Source organism: Paenibacillus daejeonensis DSM 15491, assembly GCF_000378385.1.
In the GTDB taxonomy this organism is placed as follows: Bacteria; Bacillota; Bacilli; order Paenibacillales; family Paenibacillaceae; genus Paenibacillus_D; species Paenibacillus_D daejeonensis.
On the sequence record NZ_KB899667.1, the window covers coordinates 226,517 to 251,844 of the forward strand.

Annotated in this window: 18 protein-coding genes; 15 read left to right on the plus strand and 3 right to left on the minus strand. The window is 57.0% G+C overall.

The genetic code is table 11. The annotated features are described in order from the left end of the window. Window positions 1-105: 105 nt before the first annotated feature. The 4 genes from F556_RS0122855 to F556_RS34955 all read left to right on the plus strand — a co-directional run bounded on the left by F556_RS0122855 (window position 106) and on the right by F556_RS34955 (window position 6,914). Window positions 106-1,797 (plus strand): extracellular solute-binding protein, encoded by a 1,692-nt coding sequence (locus tag F556_RS0122855; protein ID WP_020619325.1) that lies wholly within the window; start codon window positions 106-108, stop codon window positions 1,795-1,797. 118 nt (window positions 1,798-1,915) lie between these two features. Further along, on the plus strand, window positions 1,916-2,815 hold the full coding sequence (locus tag F556_RS0122860) for an ABC transporter permease (protein ID WP_020619326.1): 900 nt from the start codon (window positions 1,916-1,918) through the stop codon (window positions 2,813-2,815). Between the two features lie 18 nt (window positions 2,816-2,833). Then, entirely contained in the window at window positions 2,834-3,715 is an 882-nt protein-coding gene (locus F556_RS0122865; protein WP_020619327.1) for a carbohydrate ABC transporter permease, read from the plus strand. A gap of 19 nt (window positions 3,716-3,734) precedes the next feature. Next, window positions 3,735-6,914 (plus strand): GH92 family glycosyl hydrolase, encoded by a 3,180-nt coding sequence (locus tag F556_RS34955; RefSeq protein ID WP_083938105.1) that lies wholly within the window; start codon window positions 3,735-3,737, stop codon window positions 6,912-6,914. On the opposite strand, the gene F556_RS0122875 is transcribed toward F556_RS34955, so the two are convergent. Then, window positions 6,881-8,518 (minus strand): response regulator, encoded by a 1,638-nt coding sequence (locus tag F556_RS0122875; RefSeq protein ID WP_020619329.1) that lies wholly within the window; start codon window positions 8,516-8,518, stop codon window positions 6,881-6,883. The genes F556_RS34955 and F556_RS0122875 overlap by 34 nt on opposite strands. Then, entirely contained in the window at window positions 8,518-10,233 is a 1,716-nt protein-coding gene (locus tag F556_RS0122880) for a sensor histidine kinase (RefSeq protein ID WP_020619330.1), read from the minus strand. Before F556_RS0122880 ends, F556_RS0122875 begins: the two co-directional genes overlap by 1 nt. A gap of 296 nt (window positions 10,234-10,529) precedes the next feature. Between F556_RS0122880 and F556_RS0122885 the strand changes: the two genes are divergently transcribed. From F556_RS0122885 to F556_RS0122935, 10 genes are all read left to right on the plus strand, one after another. Continuing rightward, the gene (locus F556_RS0122885; RefSeq protein ID WP_020619331.1) at window positions 10,530-11,375 is read left to right on the plus strand and encodes a VOC family protein; all 846 of its coding nucleotides are present in this window, start codon (window positions 10,530-10,532) and stop codon (window positions 11,373-11,375) included. 101 nt (window positions 11,376-11,476) lie between these two features. Continuing rightward, a complete protein-coding gene (locus tag F556_RS38625) occupies window positions 11,477-11,716 on the plus strand; it encodes a hypothetical protein (RefSeq protein ID WP_020619332.1) in 240 nt (79 codons plus the stop codon). 413 nt (window positions 11,717-12,129) lie between these two features. Then, window positions 12,130-13,326, plus strand: coding sequence for an exonuclease SbcCD subunit D (locus tag F556_RS0122900; RefSeq protein ID WP_020619333.1), 1,197 nt, complete (start codon window positions 12,130-12,132; stop codon window positions 13,324-13,326). Beyond that, window positions 13,283-16,378, plus strand: a complete 3,096-nt coding sequence (locus F556_RS0122905; protein WP_020619334.1) for an AAA family ATPase — start codon at window positions 13,283-13,285, stop codon at window positions 16,376-16,378. Before F556_RS0122900 ends, F556_RS0122905 begins: the two co-directional genes overlap by 44 nt. A 41-nt stretch (window positions 16,379-16,419) precedes the next feature. Then, entirely contained in the window at window positions 16,420-16,767 is a 348-nt protein-coding gene (locus F556_RS0122910; protein WP_020619335.1) for a hypothetical protein, read from the plus strand. A gap of 223 nt (window positions 16,768-16,990) precedes the next feature. Continuing rightward, window positions 16,991-19,138: a glycoside hydrolase family 28 protein gene (locus F556_RS0122915; protein ID WP_020619336.1), complete on the plus strand. Its 2,148-nt coding sequence runs from the start codon at window positions 16,991-16,993 to the stop codon at window positions 19,136-19,138. 233 nt (window positions 19,139-19,371) lie between these two features. Then, window positions 19,372-19,752 (plus strand): hypothetical protein, encoded by a 381-nt coding sequence (locus F556_RS0122920; RefSeq protein ID WP_157272903.1) that lies wholly within the window; start codon window positions 19,372-19,374, stop codon window positions 19,750-19,752. Window positions 19,753-20,116: 364 nt separating this feature from the next. Beyond that, a complete protein-coding gene (locus F556_RS0122925) occupies window positions 20,117-21,127 on the plus strand; it encodes a ferredoxin family protein (protein ID WP_020619338.1) in 1,011 nt (336 codons plus the stop codon). 94 nt (window positions 21,128-21,221) lie between these two features. Continuing rightward, complete coding sequence (locus F556_RS0122930) at window positions 21,222-22,157, plus strand: ArsR/SmtB family transcription factor (RefSeq protein ID WP_020619339.1); 936 nt, start codon at window positions 21,222-21,224, stop codon at window positions 22,155-22,157. 170 nt (window positions 22,158-22,327) lie between these two features. Then, complete coding sequence (locus tag F556_RS0122935) at window positions 22,328-24,088, plus strand: glycoside hydrolase family 2 protein (protein WP_020619340.1); 1,761 nt, start codon at window positions 22,328-22,330, stop codon at window positions 24,086-24,088. 114 nt (window positions 24,089-24,202) lie between these two features. On the opposite strand, the gene F556_RS0122940 is transcribed toward F556_RS0122935, so the two are convergent. Continuing rightward, the gene (locus F556_RS0122940) at window positions 24,203-24,583 is read right to left on the minus strand and encodes a winged helix-turn-helix transcriptional regulator (RefSeq protein WP_020619341.1); all 381 of its coding nucleotides are present in this window, start codon (window positions 24,581-24,583) and stop codon (window positions 24,203-24,205) included. Window positions 24,584-24,733: 150 nt separating this feature from the next. Between F556_RS0122940 and F556_RS0122945 the strand changes: the two genes are divergently transcribed. Further along, the gene (locus F556_RS0122945) at window positions 24,734-25,306 is read left to right on the plus strand and encodes an NAD(P)H oxidoreductase (protein ID WP_020619342.1); all 573 of its coding nucleotides are present in this window, start codon (window positions 24,734-24,736) and stop codon (window positions 25,304-25,306) included. Window positions 25,307-25,328: the final 22 nt, after the last annotated feature.

Consider the following 25,328-nt stretch of genomic DNA (forward strand, 5'->3'; position numbering starts at 1 on the left):
GAGCGGTTGTCAATAATGGACGATAGGAACGAGGCGCGGTGTGCATTATGATAAAGGCATAAGGAGCGCTTCCTTGATCAACTTCATCGCCTGGGGGGAAAACACATGAATAGAAAACGCCGCAACACCTGCGCCATCGCCGTCATTGCGACCGCTCTGGCTCTGACAACGGCTTGCAGCAACACCGGCACGACCAACAACGGCCCGGCGGCTCAGCCGCCCGCAGCAGAGACAAATACCAACTCACCATCGACCGAGACGCCTGTCATCGATCCGAATGCCAAGTACGATCCGCCGATTGAGATCTCGACGGTGCGCTACACGGACTCCTCGTTCCGCTTCCCGGACGGCGACTCCATCGACAACAATGTATGGACCCGTGCCTACGAGAGCGAGCTGGGCATTCAAGTGAAGAATCTATGGGTCGTCAATGGCGATCAATATAATCAGAAGATGAACCTCTCGATTGCCTCCAAGGAGCTGCCCGACCTATTCATGGTGGATGCCAAGCAATTCCGGGAGCTGGCGGAGGCCGGCCAACTGGAAGATTTGACGCCGCTGGTGGAGCAGTACGGCTCCGAGCTGACCAAGGAAATGATCGAACGGGGCACCAATGCCAAATCGGCTGCCACGTATGACGGCAAGCTGCTGGCTATTCCACCGGCAGAGGATTATTATGGCGGTGCGCCACTGCTGTGGGTGCGCACGGACTGGCTGGATAAGCTGAACCTGCCGGAGCCGAAGACGATGGACGATCTGCTGACCATCGCCGAGGCGTTCACGACGGGTGATCCGGATGGCGACGGTCAAAATAATTCCTACGGCCTAGCGGCTTCCAAGGATCTGATCGGCGGATACCCCGATTTGTCGGGCTTCATGAACGGCTACCATGCGTACATGAATATCTGGATCAAGGACGAGAGCGGCAAGCTGGTCAATGGCAGTGTGCAGCCTGAGATGAAGACGGCGCTGGGCAAGCTGCAAGAGATGTATAAGTCGGGTCAGATCGACAAGGAGTTCGGCGTCAAGGATGGCGGCAAGGCGGCGGAGCTGCAGACGGCCGGCAAGGTCGGCATGAGCTTCGGTGCGATGTGGAACCCGCTCTGGCCACTGCAGGATTCGGTGACCAACGATCCCAACGCGGAGTGGGGCGCGTTCCCGATTCCTTCCGCAGATGGAACGCCGGCAAGTGCGCAGTCCAAGGCTGATTTTAACTCCTTCTGGGTCGTCAAGAAAGGCGCAGCCCATCCGGAGGCGATCATCAAGCTGTTCAACCTGTATAACGACAAGATTGTCAGCGAGCAAGCCGATCCGGCCAACTTCCACAGCAAAGACGGTTTCGAGTACTTCAAGTATGCGCTGCTAAGCAATGGCTTCGGTACACCGCAAGGCTTACTGAGTGTTCATAAGAATGTCATTGCCGCTGTGGCAGCCGAAGACCCATCTGGACTGGTGCCGGAGGAAAAAAGCTATTACGACAATATCCAACTGTATCTGGGGGGCGACCGCGCACAATGGGGCACCAACAAGGTGTTCGGCGAGAACGGCTCATGGGCCGTGATCGGAGCAAATTATGCGGATCAAAACCTGCTCAAGAAAAGTGAATTCTATGGCGCACCGACGCCAGGCATGACGGAGAAGCAGGCCATTCTCGACAAGCTCGTACTGGAGACGTTCACGAAGATTATCCTTGGCGCGCCAATCGACAGCTTCGACAGCTTTGTCTCCGACTGGCACAAGCTCGGCGGCGAGCAGATTACCAATGAAGTTAACGAATGGTACGCGGACAAATCTTAAACGAAGGTGAAAGTCCGGAAGCTGGCTTCCGGACTTTTTTTTCAAAGCAGGTGCCGCACTGTCAATCCCAATCGCCGCCATCCTTGTCGGCAACACGTGTGCGAAAGGAGCGTTATGCATGTTCAGAGCCCGATTCAAACGTCAGCTTCCGCTTCATCTGATGGTTGTGCCCTCATTTCTGCTTGTTCTGGTGTTCAGCTACGGTCCGATCGGCGGGCTCGTCATCGCTTTTCAGAAATTCTCGATTGTCAAAGGCATGTTTGATTCTGAATTTGTCGGTCTTGCCAACTTTGAGTATATGTTCGCCTTGCCTGACATCTGGCTGGTGATACGCAATACAGTGGTCATTGCCGGCATGAAAATTGTGGCCGGACTCGCTGTGCCCATTGTCGTCGCGCTACTGCTCAACGAGCTGCGGGCTCGCGTGTTCAAGCGCTGGATTCAGACGCTCATCTATTTGCCTCATTTCTTGTCCTGGATCATTCTGGGGGGCATCCTGATCGATATCCTGTCGCCGTCGGGCGGCATCGTCAACCAACTGCTCGGCGTATTCGGCATCGAGCCGATCTATTTCCTGGGCAGTACCTCCTGGTTCCCGGGCGTGGTCGTCATCTCGGATGTCTGGAAGGAATTCGGCTTCAGTACAATCGTCTATCTGGCCGCCCTCACAGGTATTAATCCCGCTCTATACGAGGCGGCGGTCATCGATGGAGCGAACCGCTGGAAGCAGACGCTGCATATTACGATTCCCGGCATGCTGCCGATCGTCGTGCTGCTGGCGACGCTCAGTCTGGGCAATGTGCTTAATGCTGGGTTCGATCAAATATTCAATCTCTACAGTCCGCAAGTCTACGAGACGGGCGATATTATTGATACCCTGGTGTACCGGCTCGGATTGGAACAGGCGCAATATGCGCTGGCAACGGCTGTCGGGCTGCTCAAGTCCGTCGTATCACTTGTGATGATCTCCGGTTCCTATTATCTGGCGTACCGCTATGCCAATTACCGGATATTTTAGAGAGGAGGGGAGAGCAGAATGGTAACGAACTCAACATCGGGCAAGCTGTTCCATGCGGCGAACTCTGTCTTCCTGCTCGTCCTGGCCATCCTGTGCCTGCTGCCTTTGGTGAATGTGCTGGCGGTCTCACTGAGTTCCAGCACGGCCGCCAGTGCGGGGCTGGTCAAGCTGTGGCCGGTCGATTTCACCTGGAAGGCGTACGCGTACGTCTTGCAGAAGCCGGAGTTTCTGCGTGCCTTCACCGTCAGTCTGGAGCGGGTTGCTCTGGGTACGACGTTGAATATGGTTCTGACGATTACGCTCGCTTATCCGCTTTCCAAGGAGCCAGCGGCCTTTGCCGGGCGGCTGTTCTATGTCTGGTTCTTTGTTGTGACGATGCTGGTCAGCGGCGGTTTGATCCCCTGGTACCTGATCATTCAGCAGCTCGGTATGCTAGGCTCCATCTGGGCACTCGTGCTGCCGGGGGCGGTCAATGTGTTTAATGTGGTGCTGCTGCTCAATTTTTTTCGAAACTTGCCCAAGGAGCTGGAGGAAGCCGCATTTGTTGACGGCGCTGGACATTGGAGGATTCTGTGGAGCATCTTCGTGCCTCTCTCGCTGCCCGCGCTGGCAACGCTGATTTTGTTCACGATGGTAGGCCACTGGAACTCCTGGTTTGACGGACTAATCCTCATGAATTCGCCCAATGATTATCCATTGCAGAGCTATCTGCAGACCGTAGTCATTAATCGCGATCTCAGTTTGATCACGATGGCGGATGCCGAGACATTGGCCATGGTGTCGGACCGGACGATGAAGGGTGCGCAGATCTTCCTGGCGGCGCTGCCGATCATCTGTGTCTATCCGTTCCTGCAGCGGTTCTTCATCAAGGGCATCGTTATGGGCAGCGTCAAGGAATAAGGAAGGGAATGAGCTTACAATGGAGCCTATAAGAATAGAAGCGTTTGCCCACTTGCGTACGCCAAACCGGTCGGGAGTTCCTGTGCTGCAAGGCTCTGGAGCGTCCGGGGCGTTCGATGCAAAGGCGGTCGATTGTCCGTTCGTATTCCGCCATGGCGGGCAATTCTATATGATGTATGTCGGCTTTGACGGGCAAGGCTACCAGACGGCGCTGGCCACGAGTCCGGACCTGAAGGAGTGGCGGCACGAAGCGATTATCCTGGGCCGCGGAGAGGATACGTCGTGCTGGGACTGGGTAGGGGCGGCAGGCTCCTGGATCCTGCTGGAATCCAATGATCTGTACGCCATGCCGACGCTGAAGAAGGTGGACGGACGCTACTGGATGGTCTATCACGCCTATCCCGAGCTCGGCTATGAAACCGGAGGGGCTCAGATGGGGTTGGCCTGGTGCGAAGATGAGCAGCTGCTGCATTGGCACCGGCTGGAGGCGCCGATCTTTGCTTACGAAGGCGGCGGCAACTGGGAAGCGGGCGGCCTGTACAAATGTTGCGTTATCGCCCATGAAGGGAAATACCTGATGTTCTACAATGCCAAGAACCGCCCGGAATGGCCGTGGACGGAGGAGACGGGGCTGGCCGTGTCGGAGGATCTCCGGCATTGGACGAGACATGACGAGAATCCGGTAATGAGCGTGAACCCCGACTCGTTCTATGCTGCGTTCATCAGCGATCCGTACATCCGTTATGACAGCCGGAGCGGGTATTGGGTCAATTTTGGCTTCGGCTTCGATGGTGTCCGGTCCCAGGGGGCGCTGGCTGTCTCACGGGATCTGAGGCATTGGGACATCCTCCCCGAACCATGGCTGGCGCAGGGTGCCAAGGGCGAGCTGGACGAGACACATGCGCATAAATCGTCGGTCGTCTGCTGGGAGGGGGTACTCTATCATTTCTATTGCGCTGTGCGGCCGCTTCAGTCCCAGGATGCTGCAGATAACGGCGGGGAGTTCCGCTGTATTGCGCTGGCCACCGGAACTGCTCCTGCCAGCACTCCCGTGGATGAGGTGGATCCATATATCGGCTCCGTTGGTCATTTGCTTACCTCTACTACGCCGTTTGCCCAGCTGCCGCACGGCATGGCTCAGCTCTGGCCGGAGGTAACGGGGAGCAATGACCGTTATACGGCTCCGCTGCTGGAGGGCATCCGTTTCTGTATGGCGTCTCTTACGGCAACCGCCCACAAGAGAGGCACGGCGCGTCGTGAACTTGCTTCAATGTACGATCATGACCACGAGACAGCGACGCCATACAGTTATTCTGTTCTGCTGGAGGATGAGGAGATCATGCTTGAGGCGGCTGCCGGACGCAGGTCGGCAATCTTTCGCATCGGCTTCCCTGCCTGCTCCTCGGCTCGCATCCACCTCCGCCTGCCTGCTGGTGCCAAGCTGGCTGAGCCGGGCGAGGGACGGCTGGCCGTCCATAGTGTGGAGCGCGGCGTTCCTTGCTATCTTCATCTGGAGCTGGGCAGGCCCTGGCAGCAGCTTGAGCCGTGGCACAGCGCCGAGAATTCCGGCTGCGCCATCGTACTGGGTGCGCTGGCAGGAGAGACTGTCGAACTGAAGGTAGGTCTGTCTTACGTGTCCGCTGATTCGGCAGAGCGGCACCTGCGGCAGGAGCTGGACGGCCATACCTTTGCTTCCCTGCAGCGCAAAGGGCGGGAGGTCTGGAACGAAGCGCTCGGTCGGATTGCGATCCGCGGCGGCACGCCAGAGCAGCGGTCCGTCTTCTATACGGCGCTCTATCGCTCGCTGCTGCCGATGATGAATATAACGGAGGCGGACGGCAGGCATTATAGCGGCTTGGACAATCAGGTGTATGAGTATGACGGGCAAGACCACTATACGATGGACAATCTGTGGGACAGCTACCGCTGCTTGCATCCGCTCCAGCTGCTGTTGGAGCCGCAGCGACAAGCGGATATGATTGCTTCGTACCTGCGGATGTATAAGGCGTCTGGCTGGCTGCCCCAGTTCCCGGATCTGGCTGGCGACCGTGCGTTCATGAGCGGTAATCATGCCGCTGCTTTCTTCGCAGACACGTATGCCAAGGGCGTGCGGAGCTTTGATCTGGCTCTGGCCTACGAGGCGGTACGCCGCAACGCGCTGGAGGCAACAATGCTGCCATGGACCGATAACGGGCCACTGACTGAGCTGGATCGGGCACACGCGCAGCTCGGCTACTTGCCTGCGTTGCCACGCGGGGCGCAGGAGTGGGTGCCTGAGGTCGACTCTTATGAACGGAGACAGGCGGTCTCGGTAACGCTGGAGCATGCTTACGACGACTGGTGCGCCGCCCAGCTCGCTGAAGCGTTGGGCCGAGAGGGGGAAGCTGCCGAGCTGAGGGAGAGAGCGAGGTACTACCGCAATGTATTCGATGCACGAATCGGCTTCATGGCGCCGCGCACCGCAGACGGCGCATGGGTCGAAGGCTTCGATCCCGTGAGGGATGGCGGCCAGGGCGGCCGCGATTACTTCGCGGAGTGCAATGCTTGGATTTATACGTTTCATGTACAGCATGACATCGTAGGATTAGCTGAGCTGCTCGGCGGCCGCGCCGGACTGGAGGCCAAGCTCGATGGGCTGTTCGCTGCAACATGCAGCGGCTCGAAGTACGAATTTTGGGGGCAATTTCCCGACTCGACCGGGCTGATGGGTCAATATTGTCAGGGCAACGAGCCTGCCTTTCACATCCCCTATCTGTACAACTACGCTGGCGCGCCCTGGAAAACGCAGCGCAAGCTCCGCGAGATCATGAAGCTATGGTACACGGCGAGTCCGCTCGGCATCTGCGGCGACGAAGATGCAGGCGCGATGTCGGCTTGGTATGTGTTCTCGGCGATGGGCTTCTATCCGGTGTGTCCCGGCAAACCGCAATACGACATCGGCAGTCCGATCTTCGAGGAGGTCCGCATTTCACTCGAGCACGGCGGCAGCTTCCTCATCCGAGCGGAGGGAGTATCCGAGCAGAACAAATATATCCAGTCCGCCGAGTTGAACGGCACCCCGTGGGATACCCCGGCACTGCCGCATGATGCTGTTGCCGCTGGCGGAGAGCTGATCCTCTACATGGGACCGCGTCCGAACAAGCAGTGGGGCAGGGGCATGGACTCTCAGGAGCGGCCAGCCGCCTCCGCATCGCGGTAATCCTGGGGTGTGAGCCCGGATTCCCGCTTGAAGAAGCGGCCAAAGGAGGTCGCCGAGTCAAAGCCGACCTTGCCGGCGATCTCCTGAATCTTAATCGGTGAATAACGGAGCAATGTCTTGGACTTCTCCAGCCGCAGACCGGCGATATATTCTGATACACCCTGGCCAGTCTGCTGCTTGAACAGCCTGGAGAGGTAGGTCGGGTTCAAAAAGACGATTCCGGCAAGCCGCACCAGCGACAAATCCTCGTGCAGATGGTGCTCGATGAAGGTCTTGAGCTTCAGCACGACATAGTCGGCGCCTTCCCCGTGCATCGGATCACGCGATGCAATGAACCGGACGATCCCGGTCCGCAGATAGGCGAGCGCATCCTCCCAAGTGTCATGCTCTTCCAGCGAGAGAAGTCGCGGCTGCGGCTTCTCTTCTTGCGCTGCAGCCCCGCCCTCCGGACTCTCGGCCGAGGAGAGAAGCAGATAGCAGACGCCATGGTATAGCTCGGCATGGAAGCGGGGGCTGCGTATGGTGTGGCGGGAGAGCTGGGAGAGCTCATCGAAGTCATCCAGCAGACGTTGCTCCATGCCCAGCTCGGTAGACAGCAGCCGCCGCAGCTTGTGACGGGCAACGGTCTCGTCCGTCTGAGGCAGCGACTTGGCGTCAAAATTGCGGTTGAAGGCATCGGTCAGCAGCGTCTCCCCGTCCGCACCGAAGCCGTAGAACAGCATTTGCTTCAGCTCGGCGAGCTTGGCTGGCAGCTCGGACCAAGGGATGGGTCCGGCACTGGCTGCAAATGATACGGGAAGCTTCAAGTAACGCCGGCATGCCGTCTGTATCTCTTCCAGCCGGACATGCACGGTGTCGTTCCAGTGCTGCGCATCGTAAGCGGCTGTGCTGTCTTCGGCTTGCTGAATCAACGTCATCAGCAGGGCAGGTTCCGGCTGGGCAGAGAGCAACGGATAGCCCTGCCAATGCTCGGCGGCAATGTTCTGAACCGCATAGCGGAGCAAGGCTTTGTCCGATTCGGTGTGTGCCTCCTCGAAGCTGTCGATCCGGCCGACCAGCAGCAATACAGCGCGGTCAGCGGCAAGCGGGAACTGCAGCTCCTTGAAGCGGCTGTGCCCCGCCGTATTCAGTCCGAGAATCAGCTCGCGGATATATTCATTCTGCCGGGTGCCCAGCGACTGATTCCACTGCATGCGCGCCTGCTTCATCAGTACCTCGCGCTCGTCGTCCTGCTCCAGATGGGCAATCGCCTTGCCCACGGCCTGGAGTATGGCATCATCCCCGTCCATCTTCAGCACATAATCTGTCCCGCCGCCTCTCATCGCTGTCTGGATGTAGGCAAAATCGTCGTAGCCGGACAGAAACACAGCACGACAGCGGGGCCACCGCTTGGCCATCTCGGCCTGCAGCTCCAGACCATTCATGCCAGGCATGCGAATATCCAGCAGTGCGATGTCCACTCTTGTGTCCTGCATGAGCCGCAAGGCCTCTTCAGCCGACAAAGCACCGTACACCTCCAGCTCATAAGGCGCTTCCTCCGCAAATAATTGCTTGAGCCCGCGCACGATATTCGGCTCGTTATCGACAATCAGTAACCGGTACATCAGACCGACGCCTCCTTGATAGGTATAGTCATGGTGATGCGCAGGCCGCCCAGTGGGCTGCGGTCCGCCGTTAGCGAAGCCTGCTCGCCATAGTGCAGCCGGATACGCTGAAGGACATTACGCAGCCCTTCGCTGTCCACCGGACGCTCCGGTTCTTCCAGCAAAGAACGGATCTGTTGAATGGCCGCCTCGTCCAGTGATTCCCCGTTGTCTTCGACGGTGATGATGGCACAGGTTTCACGACGGCTGAAGGTGATATCGATCAATCCTTTGTCTGCGCGATCCTCCAGCCCATGATGATACGCATTTTCGATAAGCGGCTGCAAGAACAGCTTGGGGACAGTCAGGCGGCGGAGCGGTTCGGGAATGTCGCCGAACTGGATGACGATATGATCACCGAACCGGATGCTCTGAATCGCCGCATAGGAACGGCAGAACGCCACCTCCTGCTCCAGCTCGACCTGGTCGGCGTTTTTGGTGACATACTTGTAATAATCGCCGAGATGCCAGGAGAAGGCAATCACCTTATCATTGTCTCGCAGCTTCGCCAGCCGGTACAGATTAAAGAAGCTATTATAGAGAAAATGCGGATTGATCTGCGATTGCAATTGTTTTAGCTCGGCGGCCTTGACCTGGTAGCGCTGCACGTATACCTCGTCAATCAGCTCGCGGAGCCGGTTCACCGTCCGGTTGAATTGATGATAGAGATAGTTGAATTCATCCCCGGTCTCAGCCTTCAGCTGCTGGTTCAGATTGCCGCTCTCCAGGCTACGGAACGCCCCGACGAGCCGTTTCATTGGCGTATGAATCATCCGGTACAGCCGGTAAGAGAAGAGCAGCACGAGCGCTACGGCAGCGATCGAGAGACTCCAGAGCCAGGCAGCGTACTGGCGCAAGGGGCCAATCAGACTTTTCTCCTCCAGAAACATCGCCAGGGAGAGGCCAAGTACCGGCGAGGTCTGGTGAAAGGCATAATACCGCTCCTTGCCTTCGGCATAGAGGGCGGGCTCGCCATCGGACGCACCGGATTGTAGAAAAGCGAGCGTCTGCTCGCGCGGACTAGGCATATCGCCACTGGCGAGCAGCCAGCCTAGCTCGCCGTCGTGCAGCAGGGCGCCGCCATCGCCGCTCACGGTCAGACTACCAAGTGAAGCGAGCAGCGCTTCGTTGGACAGCTCCAAGGCAATGGTGAAGCCGCGGCCGACTGGGTTGCTGTTGGGGACCGGCAGACTAAGCCATAGCCTGCCGTCATAGCGGGTGAACGGCGACTCGTACAAGTCAACCATTGTGTTGAGCGCCGCTGCTTCCTCGGGCGGCAGCTCGTTATAGGAGACGGCTGAGATTTTTCGGTCCAGTGCAGGCAGATTCACGAAGGCGTCCCTGACATAGGGACTCATGTTTTTGAGAATCAGCAGCTTGCGCTGCACGCTTTTGACCATGAAGGTGAACTGTTCATCGGTTAGAATAACAGAGGAATAAGCCAAATTGTTGAAGTCATCATCGAGCACATACTGCTGCATCAGCGTCACCAGTGTCCCGAAGTCGCCCTCAAGCGAATGCAGGTAGTCTCGCAGCTTGTCTTGGGCTGCACTCGTTATCTGGTCTCGAACCAAGCGCTCGCTGCGCACGTTAACGATCATGCTCAGGGTGACGAGCGGCAGGATGAGTACCAGGAAGGTCAGGAACAGCTTGGGGAACAAGGGTAATCTGGCCATACGCACGGCTGCTCCACTCCTCCGGTAATTGCTGCTTCCAGTATAGCATGAGAGCGGATACATCCGAATACATCACAGCAATTGGTAAACATTCGTTGAGTGAAGGTTGAATTAAGGTTAGAAAATATCCGCCACGGGCAGAATTGAACCTGTTGGGAAGGTAATCTGAATGGTTATTTTATATGTTGGCAGAGTCAGTTTTTTGAGTAGTCGCTATAAAAAATAAAGTTACTTGACATGATGTTGCCACATGAGTTAAATTACATGCAACACTACAAGCCATCGGAGGAGAAGATATGAACTTTCATCGCTCGCCCCAGACATACGTTAGGCAGGTAAATCTCAAAGTACAGGATCTGCAGCGCTCGCTGGCATTCTACCAGGAGCTGATCGGGTTTCGGATTCTGGAGCAAACGGCTACCACTGCCAGTCTGACAGCAGACGGCAAGACGGCTTTGTTGACGCTGGAGGCGCCAGTCGAGCCGAAAGCTGGCCACACGACCGGTTTGTATCACTACGCACTGCTCTTGCCGACCCGCAGTGACCTTGCGCGGTTCGTACGCCATTACGCGGCCAGCGGCTTGCGGCTGGGCTCCTCGGACCATACGGTGAGCGAGGCGTTGTACCTGTCTGACCCGGATGGCAACGGCATCGAGATTTACCGGGATCGCGATTCATCCGGCTGGACGTGGACCGGCGGCGAGGTGGCAATGGCGGTGGATCCGCTAAATTTTGAAGATCTGCTCAGCGAGCCGGAGGTCACGCCGTGGGATGGTCTGCCAGCGGGCACGATCATGGGACACATCCACTTACACGTCGCGGAGTTGAAGGACACGGAGCGTTTCTACACGCAGGGACTGGGCTTTGAGGCGGTGGCCCGTTACGGCAACCAGGCATTGTTCATCTCGACAGGCGGGTATCATCACCATATCGGCCTGAACACCTGGAATGGTGTAGGTGCGCCGCAGCCGCCCGAGCAGAGTGTGGGGCTCCGCTCCTATGAACTGGTTTACCCAAGTGAGGAGGCCCGGGAGCAGGCGGTCGGTCGTGTACGTGAGCTCGGGGCAAGTGCGGAGCAGGACGGCGAAGCGTATGTCACCGCCGATCCTTCGGGCAACCGGATCCGGCTGATGGTGGAGTAAAACAGAGGACGTGGTCGTCCGACCGCCATCGTGCTGCCGGACTCCACGCGCTGGAAGCTACGAGCGGAGAAAATAGTAGATGGCAGGGCTGCTTGAGGTCAGTGAGGACTGACGCTCAGGCGGCCTTTTTTGCGTTGCAGCGGCAATCGGAACCAACCGCACAAGCCCAGCTGCGCGGTGGTGGCGGTGGGGGCACCAAGAGTGGAGTTTGCGCGCGGTGGTGGGTGCTGCAAGTAAAGTTTTTGTACTTGGAGTGGGGATACGCGCCGCAGTTGGGTGCTGCAAGTAAAGTTTTTGTACTTAGAGCGGGGTTTCGGGGCGTAGTGGGGGTCTGCAAGTAAAGTTTCTATACTTAGAGCAGGGGGTTCGCGCCGTAGTGGGTGCTGTAAGTAAAGTTTTTGTACTTAGAGCGGGATTTCGCGCCGCTAGTGGGTGCTCCAAGTGAAGTCTTCGCTGTCTGCAATTCGTTCCAGTGTCGCCACGCCCACCTCCGCCCCGCCAATCTCATCCGCTCAAACCAGCCCCGCCCCGCAATCCCGACTTCGCAATTCCGCCCACTCTTTCCCGCATTCCCGCCGTCAAGTTCACTCCCGCACGCCGCCCCCTGCCAAAGCCCCCACCAGTCCAACCATTCAGCATTGCATGCTCTCTTTCCAAAAATTAATCCCAAACAAATGTTCTCTGGCAGCCTATTGTCAGGGAACGTTTGTTATAATAGGTTCATAGATTGAGCGAATAGAAGGGACGGGACACGATGAAAATCGTACATACGGCGGACTGGCATCTCGGCAAGCTGGTCCAGGGCGTCTATATGACGGACGATCAGGCGTTTATCCTGGAGCAGCTGCTCCGGGACATCGAGGAGGAGCGGCCAGATGTGGTCATCATTGCCGGTGATCTCTACGACCGGGCGGTGCCGCCAGCCGAAGCGGTGCAGCTGCTGGACCGGACCCTGGAGCAGTTGGTCCTGCGGCTGGGCATCCCGGTGCTCGCGGTCGCAGGCAACCACGACAGCCCCAGCCGGCTCGACTTCGGCAGCCGCATCATGCGGGCGGCCGGTTTACATATTGCAGGGGAACTGACACTGCCCATCCAGCCCATCATTCTCTCGGACGAAGCGGGAGAGGTACATTTCCACCTCGTGCCCTACGCCGAACCGGGCAAGGTGCGGCATCTGCTGGGCGACGAGGAGATTCGGACGCATGATGACGCGATGCGGGCGCTAACCACCGCGATTACAGCAGAATTGGATCCCGCCGCCCGTCACGTCTTCATCGGGCATGCCTTCATCACGCCAGGCGGCGAGCCACAGGAAGGAACGAGCGACTCCGAGCGGCCGCTGGCGATCGGCGGGGCGGAGCATGTGAACAGCGCGTATTTCAAGCCGTTTCACTATACGGCGCTGGGCCATCTGCATCAGGCTCATCATGTCGGGGACGAGCGGATCCGCTATGCGGGCTCGCCGCTTAAGTATTCGATTTCCGAGGAGCATCACAAGAAGGGCTATCTCGTCGTGGAGCTCGACGCCGCGGGGAATGCTGCTATCCAGAAGCGGTTCCTGACGCCGCTGCACGACATGCGCACGGTGGAGGGACGGATCGCCGAGATTGAGCGGCATCCGGTGAATGAGGACTATGTGTTTGTCCGGCTGCTCGACGAGGCGTTGGTGCTGTCGGCAATGGAGCGGATTCGCGCGGTCTATCCCAATGCCATGCATGTGGAACGCAAGCTGGCATTGCCCGGTATCAGCCGCGAGACGGCAACTGTGGACGGCCGCGCGAAGATGGACGGATTGTCGCTGTTCAAGGCATTCTATGAGGAAGTGCGGGGGACGGAGCTGCCGCCGAAGACGGAGCAGCTGTTCGTGAAGACGCTGCAGCAGATTTACAGGGAGGAGGGGGAGCGCGATGCGACCGTTACAACTGATCATGACGGCGTTCGGTCCGTATAAGGACCGGGAAACCATTGATTTTACGGAGCTGCAGCATCACCGGCTGTTTGTCGTCTCGGGGAACACGGGGGCAGGCAAGACGTCGATCTTTGATGCGATCTGTTTTGCGCTCTATGGCGATGCCAGTGGCGAAGACCGCAATGATAACCGGATGCTGCGCAGCCAATTTGCAGAGGATGGCCTACATACGTCTGTAAATTTTACATTTGAGCTCAAGGGACGAGCGTATCGCGTCTTCCGTCAGCTCTCCCATGTGAAGGCGGGCAACAAAGGCGCCACGGGCGAGCGTTACGAGCTGTACGAGCTGGACGGTGGCGAGGAGCGTCCGCTGACGGACCGCTTCATCGTCTCCCAGGTCGATGCGCGGCTGCGCGAGCTGATCGGCCTCACCAAGGACCAGTTTAGCCAGATCGTGATGCTGCCGCAAGGCGAGTTCCGCAAGCTGCTGACGTCCGAGACCGAGGACAAGGAAGAGATTCTGCGCCGCATTTTCAAGACGGGGCTCTACAAGGTGGTGGCCGACCGTCTGAACGAGCAGCGCAAGACGATGCAGCAGCGTTGCAACGAGCTGAACGGGCTGCGCGAGTACCATATCGGGCAGGTCAAGGGCACGCTGGCGGGCCGCGAAGGCTCCGACCTGCACCGGGTGCTAAACGAGCAGGAGCACTACAACACGCATCAAGTGCTGGAGGCCTTGGCAGTGGAGCTCGCTTATGCGGCGGCCGGGCAGCAGGAGTTGCAGGAGCGGTTGAAGGCACAGACGGAAGCTTATCAAGCCTCTGCGGAGGCGTTTCATCAGGCCAAGGCCCTGAATGAACAGTTTGCACTGCTAGAGCGCAAGCTGGAGGAGCAGCGGCAATTGGCGGGCCGGGAGCAGGCAATGCTGGACATCAAGTCGCAGCTCGCATTGGCAGAGCGGGCGGTGCATCTGCAGGTGTATGAGCGTCAGGATGCCGAGGCGGTGGAGACGCTGGTGCGGCGGGACGGACAGCTGGAACAGGCCAGGCAGGCGCTGCTCCAGGCCGAGCGTGTCCACACGGAGGCCGAGCAGCTGTACAAGCAGGAGGAAGCGCAGGCCGAGGCACGAGAGCTGGCCGCGCGGGAGCTGGACCGGCTGCAGGGTTACCTGCCGATTGTGCAAGGGCTGGATCATAAGCAGCGGCGTGTAGCGGAGCTTGCTGCGGAGGTCGGCACGCTCTCGCAGCGCGCGGAGATGGCGCGGCGGCAGCGCGATGCCCTGGAAGCCGAGCGGACGGAAACGGCCTCGCAGGTGAAGGCGCTGGAGCAGCGTACGATACGGCTTCCTGAGCTGACGGAGCGCGTAGCGGCACTGCGGGAGCAGGCCAAGACGGTGCGGGATTGCGTCGTGCTGAGCGAGCGTGCGGAACAGGAGTCGCAGGCGGCCCGTGAGCTGCAAAAGGCCGGCGAACAGGCCGACCACGCCTATGTAGCGCTGGAGACACGCTGGGTGGAAGGGCAGGCGGGATGGCTTGCCAGTCATCTCCATGACGGCGAGTCCTGTCCGGTATGCGGCAGTGCGGAGCATCCGCGCAAGGCGGTGCTCACGGCGGAAGCCCCGACCAAGGAGGATCTGGAGCTGAGCCGCAAGGCCAAAGCTGCCGCCGACCAGCGTTATCTGGAGGCACAGGCCAACCTCAAGGCGACGCGCCAGCAGCTGACGGAGAAAGAAGTGCTGCTGCGCGAGCAGGGCTTCACGACGGACGGCATGCGGGAGACGTATGCTGCCCTGGTCTCGCAGGGCAAGGCGCTAGCCGAGGAGGAGAAGGCGCTCAAGGCGGATTACGCTGGTCTGCTGCCGCTCAAGCAGGCATTGGAGACGCTGGAGGGCCGACTGGGCGAGGCCCGGCGCGGGCTGGAGCAGCTCCAGCAGCAGCTGCATGAGCGGACCTCGGCGCACGCGACAGAGCAGGCGCTGGTAGCTCAGGAGCTGGCGGCGCTGCCGGAGGAGATGCGACAGCTGTCCCTGTTGGAGCGCCGCATTGCCGAGACGGAGCAGACCCGGCAGCGGCTCGAGGCTGCGTGGAAGCAGGCGCAGCAGCGCTATCAGCAGGCGAGCGAGCGACGGGTGCAGGCAGCAGCCGACCTGAGCCATGCGGAGCGGCAGCGTGCAGAGGCCGCCGAAGCTCGCGAGCGGGCACGGCACAGCTACCAGCAGGCGCTGGCCGAGGGTGGCTTTGGCTCGGAGGCGGACTACCGGGCAGCCAAGCAGCCGGACAGCGTGCGTGAGCAGTGGCAACGTGAGCAGGAGGCGTATCAGGCTGCCGTGCTGAGCGTCGCCAGGCAGGTGGAGGAGACGAGCGCCGCTCTGGAGACCAAGGAACGGCTCGACTTGGACACCCTCCAGCAGCAGCTGCGGGAACAAGAGCAGGCACTTGAAGCTCTGCGCGGCGAAGAGAGTCAGATCCGGCAGACGCATGCCCGGGGGACGGCGCTGCAGGCCGAGATTATCGAGGCAGACAAGCGATGTGCAGAAGCTGAGGATGAGTATCAGCTGGTCCGGGAGCTCTACGATGTCGTGCGCGGTGACAATGAGAGCAAGATGTCGTTCGAGCGCTACCTGCAGGTCGAATTCTTGGAGAAGATCATTGCCCATGCCAACGAGCGGCTCTCCCGCATCTCAGGGGGACAGTTCTATCTCGTGCGCAGCGCACGGTTGGAGAAGCGGGGACGGCAGAGCGGACTCGGCTTCGACGTTTTCGACAACTATACGGGCCAGCTACGAGACGTCAAGACGCTGTCCGGCGGCGAGAAGTTCAACGCCTCGCTCTGTCTGGCGCTGGGCATGGCCGACGTCATCCAGTCCTACGAGGGTGGCATCTCACTCGAGACGATGTTCATCGACGAAGGGTTCGGCTCGTTAGACGAGGAATCACTGACCAAAGCGATCGACACGCTGGTCGATCTGCAGCAGACGGGGCGAATGATTGGCGTTATCTCCCACGTGCAAGAACTCAAGCAGGCGATTCCGGCCATCCTGGAAGTGAAGAAGTCCAAGGACGGCTGCAGCTATACGCGCTTTAACATAAGTTAGCTTCTCCTCCGCATACATATGAGAGGAGGAGCGTGAACGATATGGACAAGAAAATAAGCCGGTACTATCAAATAAAGCAAAAGGTGAAGGAACTTGAACAGGAGGCGTCAGAGCTGCGCAGTGAGATTATGGCCCACTGTGCTGCAGAAGGGCGAACCGAGCTGGATGTCGGCGGATACCGGGTGAGAATTATACTTCAGGAGCGCAAGGAGTATGACGATGCCCGGCTGTACGAGGCGCTGCCTGATCCCGAGGTCTGGCGAATGCTCTCCAAAACGGACCCTGCCAAGGTAGCTAGCCTGGTTAAACTTAACGTCCTGAAAGAGGATGGCCTCCAAGACACCTATACGCTCAAGCAGATCTCCTTGCTGCAGGTCGATAAGAAATAGCTATTCATTATTTCTGCCGGATGATGTCACCACATTACTGTGGTGATTTTTTTTGTAGCTTTGCAGCCCTTATCCGAGCGTGGATACTGCGGAACGGAAGCGAAGAGGATCGGATAGTATCCCTTAATCATCTGTTTACCACATTACCCCAAGGCGTGACCTTGACTATAATGAGCTTTCGAAAGGGGAGGTCTGTTAACCACTCATAAAAGGAGGTAATAAAATGAAAGCGGTTAAACGAATGATCATGCTCATGACGGCAATGCTAGGTCTCGCTATCGGACTCTTGACCATGAACGGCGAGGTACAAGCCAACGGCAGCTACACAGCTTACGATTTACCGGCATCTGTGTTTCCCGAAAGCCAGATTTTTGATGTCGAGCTGAATGGTGACCCAATCAAGGTCTACCAGCATACGAGGTTCGGCACGAGCATTAATTCCCATTTCGTACATTACTCCCAAGACGGGCCGATGCAAATAACGGTACGCGCGGCAGCGCCGATTCAGCAGTATACGATCAGTCCACAAAGCTATGGGATTCAAGGCACGGTATCGGGCAACACGCTGACCTTTACAATCGATGGACCGGAGTATCTGATTCTACAGATCAACAACTACGAGAAGCTCCTGATTATGGCGGACCCGATGGAGACGAACGCTCCAGCGTCGCAAGGTGCAGGGGTATACAATGTCAGCAGTGCGCCTTATCTGGCCGATCCGACCGGAGCCGCTCTGACGACTGGTGCCATCCAGGGGGCCATTGATGATGCCTCTCAGAATGGCGGGGGCGTCGTATACGTCCCGCAAGGCTTGTATAAGGTTGCTACGTTGCACTTGAAGGAAAATGTCCATCTGTATCTGGAGGGAGGCGCCGTGCTTAGAGGAACGGGCAACCCTGCCGATTATGTGCAGTATTCCACCCGCACCTCCAATCAGACACCCGTCTATCTGCAAGTGCATGTCGATGAAGGTGCTGACAATGTCAGGATCAGCGGCCGGGGGGTCATCGATGCCAATGGCATTCAGCTGGCAGGCAATCATACCAACGACAATAACTTCGCCAACATGATCCATGCCGTGTTGACGACGAACGTGAACGACTTCGAGATGGAGGGTGTCATCGTCACCAATTCGACGTACTGGACGATCATCACAGCCTACAATGATGGCGTGGATATGCACAATGTGAAGGTCGTCAATGCGCCGTTCTATGACCATAACGACGGGATTGATATTGCTGGGAGCCGCAACGTGAGAGTGATCGATTCGTTCGTCTTCACCGGTGATGATGCCTTGTGCGTCAAGCCCTCCGGACCTTATGGCATGATGACCCCATGGGGGGCGTCGCAGCCGATGTATAATGTTGTGTTTGATGGCGGCGTTGTGTACTCCCGGGCAGCGGGCACCAAGGCGGGTATCCAGGCTTTTGACCATATGTACGATATCTGGTTCCAGAATATTGAGGTGGTCCGGGCCAGCCGAGGCATCTCAATCATGCACCAGCAGGGAAGTGCCTTGATGGAGGATATCCACTTCGTCAATATCAACGTGGAGGAATTGCTCTACAAATCCTACGAGCCGTATCCCATCGAAATGCGGGTAATTAATGACAGCTACGGCAATGGCAACGTTCGCAACGTCGAAGTGAAAAATGTGCGTTTCCTCACCGCGGGCAATACCCACTCTCGCATCTACGGACTCTCTGCCGCACATAAGATCGAGGGGGTCACATTCGAGGATCTCTATATCGCTGGGGAACTGATCACCAGCCTGGCGCAAGGCAATATCCAGACAAACAGTCATGTGTCGGGAATCCAGTTTCTTAATCAGTCGCCTTGGAACCTGATGGATGACCCCATGACGAATGTACTGAGCCGCTGGAGCACGACCGGCTCAGGCGGGCAGATTCAGCAAAATGCGTCGACGCTGCATATCGTCAGCACCCAGACGTCCGGGAGCAACGCCTACTTCTTCCTGACGAAGAATCAGTTCCAAGCGCCTGTGGGACCATTTACCCTTGAGACGCGTGTCCGGGCCAATGCGCCGGGCACCAGAAATCAGGTTACAGTCCGCAGCGCCAATTATCAGGTCTCCTTCTATGTGACCTACGGGACACAAGGGACTGTCCAGAACAAAGCCACGAATCCGGATCGATCCTTCACGCTGGATACGACACAATATCACACCTACCGGATGGTGGTGCACCCGAACTATACTTACGATTTGTATGTGGACGGTCAGCTGGCGTTCTCGGGCGCGGCAAGTCAAGGCTCCGGTTCTGATCTAATCAAGCTGGGAGCCGAGAGCCAGCATACGGCCAATATGACGCTTGCTTTCTTCCGGATGGGCAACGGCATCATCCTGCCTTAGTGGCAGACGGAAATCACATGATCCGAATTTAAGCTGGACGGAAAACGTTATGTTTTCTCGTCCGGCTTTTTCATTGCTTAGACAGATCTTGCTGTAACGCAGCCTGGCTATTAACATTATTAAGAATTATACTTAATTGTATTAAAGGCGGTGAGAGAGTACCGCGTCTCAACTGACGGCTTAGCAAGAAAAACAGATGCCGAGTTTAGAAAAGCGAAGAACCTCTAGAGAGGATGAAAAACATCATGGAGTGGCTTGGACTGACGGGGGGCATGACAGGCATCTTGCTGCTGCAGCTATTCCTGTTGAAGCAGCATAAACGGCTTGGCTTCATCCTGCCTATAGCGACATTCTTATTAGCGATCCTTGCTCTCCCAGGGTGGGTGGCTTATTTGCCGGATGCCTGGACCAATCAATCGTTCATGTTTATATTGGAGAGGGTGGGTTACGCCAAGGTAGCTGAGGTACTGAACGGAATGTATGTGTTTGCCTTATACAATCTGCCGACGGTGTTATTGCTGTTGATGGTTTATGCTGTACACGGAGGGACCAGACGGCATAACAGGCTGGAGCGGGAAATGGATCTCATGCGCGTCGAAGACTTGAATGATTAACCGGTTCGTGATGCATGCCATCCGACGCAATCAGCTGCGAGGCTACTGACGATTGGAGGGTCAGCTGGAGGAAAGGATGGGACTGTCGCTATGTGCTGCAACTGGTGATACACAGACTCCCAAACCCATGTCTCTAAGACATGCGTCCTTGCCTGAAGATTTGGTTATTAGGTTGTAGGAACACATCACTACGCTCCTTGAGGACGACTGCCGCGCGTCACTTCAGGAGCTATCTGTGTTATAGGGTCACAAGGCGCGGACAAGTATAGAGGAGGCGAGTGATGGGATGCAGAGGAGGCCAGAGCTAACGGGTCTCTGAAGAAGGATGAAACAAACACTGGAAGATGCCAGGGAGGGATGACGAATGAACCAATCGAACGAGTTTACGTGGAATGATGACTTGCCGCCGGATGCTGCTTATTGTGCTGTTGTCTCCGCTGGTTGTGGGGAAGACCCCATTGGCTCGGCGCCTTCGCATGCCCAGTATTTATTCGTTGAAGTCGCGCTGCCTTGGGCGGATCAGGTGGAGCAGTCGCGACTGTTTCCCGAGGCCTTGAGGCACGCCCTTCATGAAGCCGAAGAACAAGGGGCCCGTTTTCGTTTTCTGGCATTTGCACCGGAGACACCAGATACCCGAATGGGATATCTCAGAGTCATCCACTTCCAGCGGCCGGCTGCACCACTGAGCCGTTATGAGAAGCAGGAATATGTGGTTCCAGAAGATGAGCTGTATGGCTTGGTTAGCGCTCTTGTGAATGAAAGCAAGGTAGAGGAGAGCGAGCTCTACGCCAAGTATCGTGATCATGCGGGCGAGGCAGCCAGAGATTTATTCGTCTGTACACATGGCAGTCGAGACGTATGCTGCGGCAAATTCGGATATCCGCTCTACAAGGAGTTGAGAGATCGGTATGCCGGGGGACCGCATTCACCTCTCCGCGCATGGCGGACGAGTCACCTCGGGGGACACCGGTATGCACCGACTGCCCTGGATATGCCGGAGGGAAGATACTGGGCGCGGCTTGGTCCCCGTCAGTTGGCTAGGCTGGTGGAACGCTCTGGGGTTGTAGGGGAACTGGGCTGGCACTGCCGGGGCTGGGGCGGCATCGGTTCGCTGGAGCAAGTGGCGGAACGCGAGATTTTGATTGAGCAAGGCTGGGACTGGTTGAATTATGACAAGCAATCGTTCATCACGATGGAGGATGCCACTGCAGCCAAGGTGCGCATCGAATACCGGCAGCCAGGTGCAGCGACCGTGGAAGGTGCTTATACAGCCCGCGTACGCGTGTCAGGAACAGTGCCTACTGGTGGCTGCGGACGTGAACAGGGCGAAGCCAAGCAATATATTGTGGAGGAACTGATGCATATTGTAGAGTAAGGCATGTGACTATTACAATAATATTGCAATAAAACAAGACTTCCTGTACAATCATTCTCAATTAAGATGATGAGCATGGAGGGCGACGAATAGAATGCTGGATCTCAGTATTACCGATCCTGACCGGCTGGTGACTGTAGCACATGCTCTGTCTACCAAGGCCCGAGTGAATATGCTGGAGCTGCTGGGCACCAGAAGTCTGAATGTAGTAGAAATTGCAGAGGCACTGCAACTTCCCGTATCGACAGTAGCTCATAATGTCAAAGTGCTGGAGGCCGCGGGCTTGATCCGCACAGAGCTGCTGCCGGCATCCCGGGGTGCCATGAAGCTCTGTACCCGGAATTGGGATGACATCCATATTGCACTTCGCAACGGGGCCAAGCCCGTCGGAGGGCAGCAGGCCACCTACGAGATTGAGATGCCTGTCGGTCACTACAGTGATTGCGAGGTCACGCCAACCTGCGGTATGGCGAGCGGCGAGGGTATGCTTGTGCAGGAAGACGAACCGTCTAGCTTCTATCATCCCAAGCATGTCCGTGCGCAGTTGATCTGGCTAAGAGACGGCTTCCTGGAGTACCTGCTTCCCCTGGCGCTGCCGCCAGAAGCGCGCATTCAGGCTGTAGAGGTATCTATGGAGCTCTGCTCCGAGGCGCCGAGCTACGACCATAACTGGCCTTCGGACATTACCTTGTGGATCAATGGCCAGGAGGTGGGGACGTGGACGAGTCCCGGGGATTTCGGCGACCGGCGCGGCAGGCTGAGCCCGGAGTGGTGGAGCGACTGGGCGACCCAGTATGGCCAGTTGAAGCAATGGCGGGTGGATGAGCAGCAGGCGACACTTGACGGGGAGCGCCTCTCTCCTGTGACGGTGGATGACCTTCAACTGTCGAGCCGCCCCAGCCTGCGGCTGCGAGTCGGTGTCAAGCCGGAAGCTGTGCACAAGGGAGGCCTCAATCTGTTTGGCCGCCAATTCGGTGATCATGAACAGGAGATTCTGTTGAAGGTGCACTATGCATTGGACCCGAAGTGAGGAGAGGGAGGAAAACCTTTAGTTACAGTGCATTTGTAGCTAAAGGTTTATTTTTTGTTTATAAATACATTAATTTTGTAATATAACGTTGACACCTGGTAGATTTGAGCCTAAAATGTGGTTATTGAAACGAATATCTTGTAATCAATTGAAAAGGATAGGTGAGGCTAGTGAGCTTGACCCACTACAGGGCAGACTATCCCCGTCCGCAGTTTGTTCGTGAGGCGTGGACCAATTTGAATGGCGCATGGGATTTCCGATTTGATGATGAGAATGCGGGCGAAGCGGCGCAATGGCAGGAAGGCTTTGAGGCCGAGGTTCAGATCCAGGTGCCTTTTGCTTATGAGACCAAGGCGAGTGGGATCGAAGATCCTACCTTTCATCCCTATGTATGGTACCAGCGTCGGGTGACAGTTCCCGCAGAAGGTCAGGGGAAACAGACAGTACTGCATTTTCAAGCGGTAGACTATCTGGCCAAGGTATGGGTCAACGGCACATTCGTGGGTAGCCATACAGGGGGCTATGCGGCGTTTTCCTTCGACATAACACCGTATCTGCAGGCAGGGGGCGACAATCTGATTGTCGTCAAGGTTGAGGACAGCAACGACTGTACGCAGCCCCGGGGCAAGCAGCGTTGGCGGGAGGAGAATTTCGGCTGCTGGTATGTGCAGACGACAGGGATCTGGCAGAGTGTGTGGCTGGAGTATGTCGAGGCGGAGCATGTTCGCACGGTCAAGATTACGCCCGATCTCGATGCCAATGCGGTACACTTCGATTATAACGTCGCTATCGGAGATACGCCGCAAGAGCTAGAGCTGACGACACGGATTACCCTGGATGGCCAGTTGATTCGGGAGACTGCGGTGCGGGTCGATCGCCGTGAGCTGTCGGCGACTGTGGATCTGATCAGCGACCAGCGGACCTGGCGGGTCGAATCCTGGAGTTCGCAGAATCCCAAGCTGTACGAGGTGACATTTACGCTGCGCAGCGGCGGTAAGCTTGTCGACGAGGTGCATTCTTATTTTGGATTGCGCAAGGTCTCGATTCAGAAGGGCAAGGTATTGCTGAACAACACGCCGATCTATCAGCGGTTAATTCTCGATCAAGGCTATTGGCAGGACAGTCATCTGACCCCGCCTTCAGAGGAGGCGCTGATTGCAGACATCGATGCCATTCTGGCGATGGGCTACAATGGGGTCCGCAAGCATCAGAAGACCGAAGATCCGCGCTTCCTTTATTGGTGTGATGTCAAAGGCGTACTCGTCTGGTCGGAGGTTGCGGCAACCTATGAATTCAACGACCGGGCCATGCGGCAGTTTACCGAAGAGTGGCTGGACCTGGTGCAGCAGCAGTACAATCACCCAAGCATCATCACATGGGTGCCGTTCAACGAGTCGTGGGGCGTGGCCAACATTTTCAATGACCGCCGGCAGCAGCAGTTCACCGAAGGCATCTATTATCTGACCAAAGCCATCGACCCGCATCGGCCAGTCATCGTCAATGACGGCTGGGAGCATACGATTTCGGACATTATCTCTTTGCATGATTACGAAGAGCGGGGCGAAGCGTTCTTGAAGCGATACGTGAATAACAAGGATGCCATCACCAGCAACGAAATCTCGCATATGAATTCCAAATACGCGATGGCGCCGGGCTATGAATACCGCGGCCAGCCGATCATCATCAGTGAATTCGGCGGCATCGCCTTCACGAGTGAGGAAGGCTGGGGCTATGGCAATCAAGTGGATTCTGAGGAAGCGTTCCTGGAGCGGTTCCAATCGATCACTCAGGCCATCAAGGATACGGACTACATCTGCGGCTATTGCTATACCCAGGTGAGCGACGTCCAGCAGGAGGTCAACGGCCTGCTCACCGAGGACCGCCAGCCGAAGGTACCTCTGGAGAAGCTGAAGGCGATTAATCTGGCGTAGTGGTTTTGCTTTTCTATTTTTGTAATGCCCAGCCATTCCTAAGGGGGTGGTTGGGCTTTTTTGTGCAATCTTAAGACTATCTCGGCGAGCGGCAACCAGTCACTGCTCTATCGATCAACAGTCCTCGAAAGGCTCCAGCACCTTGGAGCGGTCCCCGTGGACCTTGTCCAGATGCTCTTCTCCCCAGTAGCATAGGTGATCCAGCGCGGGCTTGAGGCCCATGCCATAGGGGGTGATCTCATACTCCACTCTCGGCGGAATCTCATGATATACCTTTCGGGTGATGATCTCGTCCTTCTCCAGCCCCCGAAGCTGGGTGGTCAGCATTTTCTGGGTAATGCCGGGAATTAGCCGCCGCAGCTCGGATGTTCGTTTCCGTCCCGTCATCAGATGGTAGATAATGAGGGGCTTCCACTTGCCGCCCATCACCTCCAAAGCCGCCTCTACGCCAACTTGGTACTTTTTGTGCACCGGATGGTTGAGGTCTTCCTTCATTGCCAATCCTCCCTTATCGCTCAAATAACCAGGGCACATTCATGTACCCAGGGTACTTTGATCTCCCTATAGCACTTCAAAGTGCGTACTTCCGCATCCATTTCCTACTGTCTATAATAGCATCAACCCGTAAGAAAGGTAGTGAAATGCATGAATGTATTAATCGTTGTCTCCCATCCGAGAAAAGATTCCCTGACCTTCCAGGCAACCGAACGTTTCGCTCAAGGGCTAACTGAGGCTGGCCACAGCTATGAAATATTGGACTTGCACGGGATTGGTTTTGATCCGGTCTTGCAGGGGGTGGATGAGCCGGATATGGCGGCCTTGGAACAGACGTTTTCGCCAGCTGTCGAAACAGAAATTCAGCGGTTGAAGGAACATGATGCGTTGGCGTTTGTGTTTCCGTTGTGGTGGTGGCATCTGCCAGCGATGCTGAAAGGGTATGTAGACCGGGTGCTTAACAATGGGTTTGCGTACGGCTCGAATCATCTTCATCATAAGCATCTTCTGTGGCTGAGTCTCGCTGGTGTCACCGAAGCCCAGATGGAGAAGCGCAATTATGGCGAAACGATCCAGCATCTGCTCAATGTAGGCATTGCAGATTACTGCGGCATTCGTAATTCAAGGGTTGAGTTTCTGTACGGGACCGTGGAGGCGGAACCCGATCATTATGGCAGACTGCTGGATCAAGCGTACCAACTAGGAGTGAATTATGCCAAATAAAGACGGCACCGGCTGTGGCCGG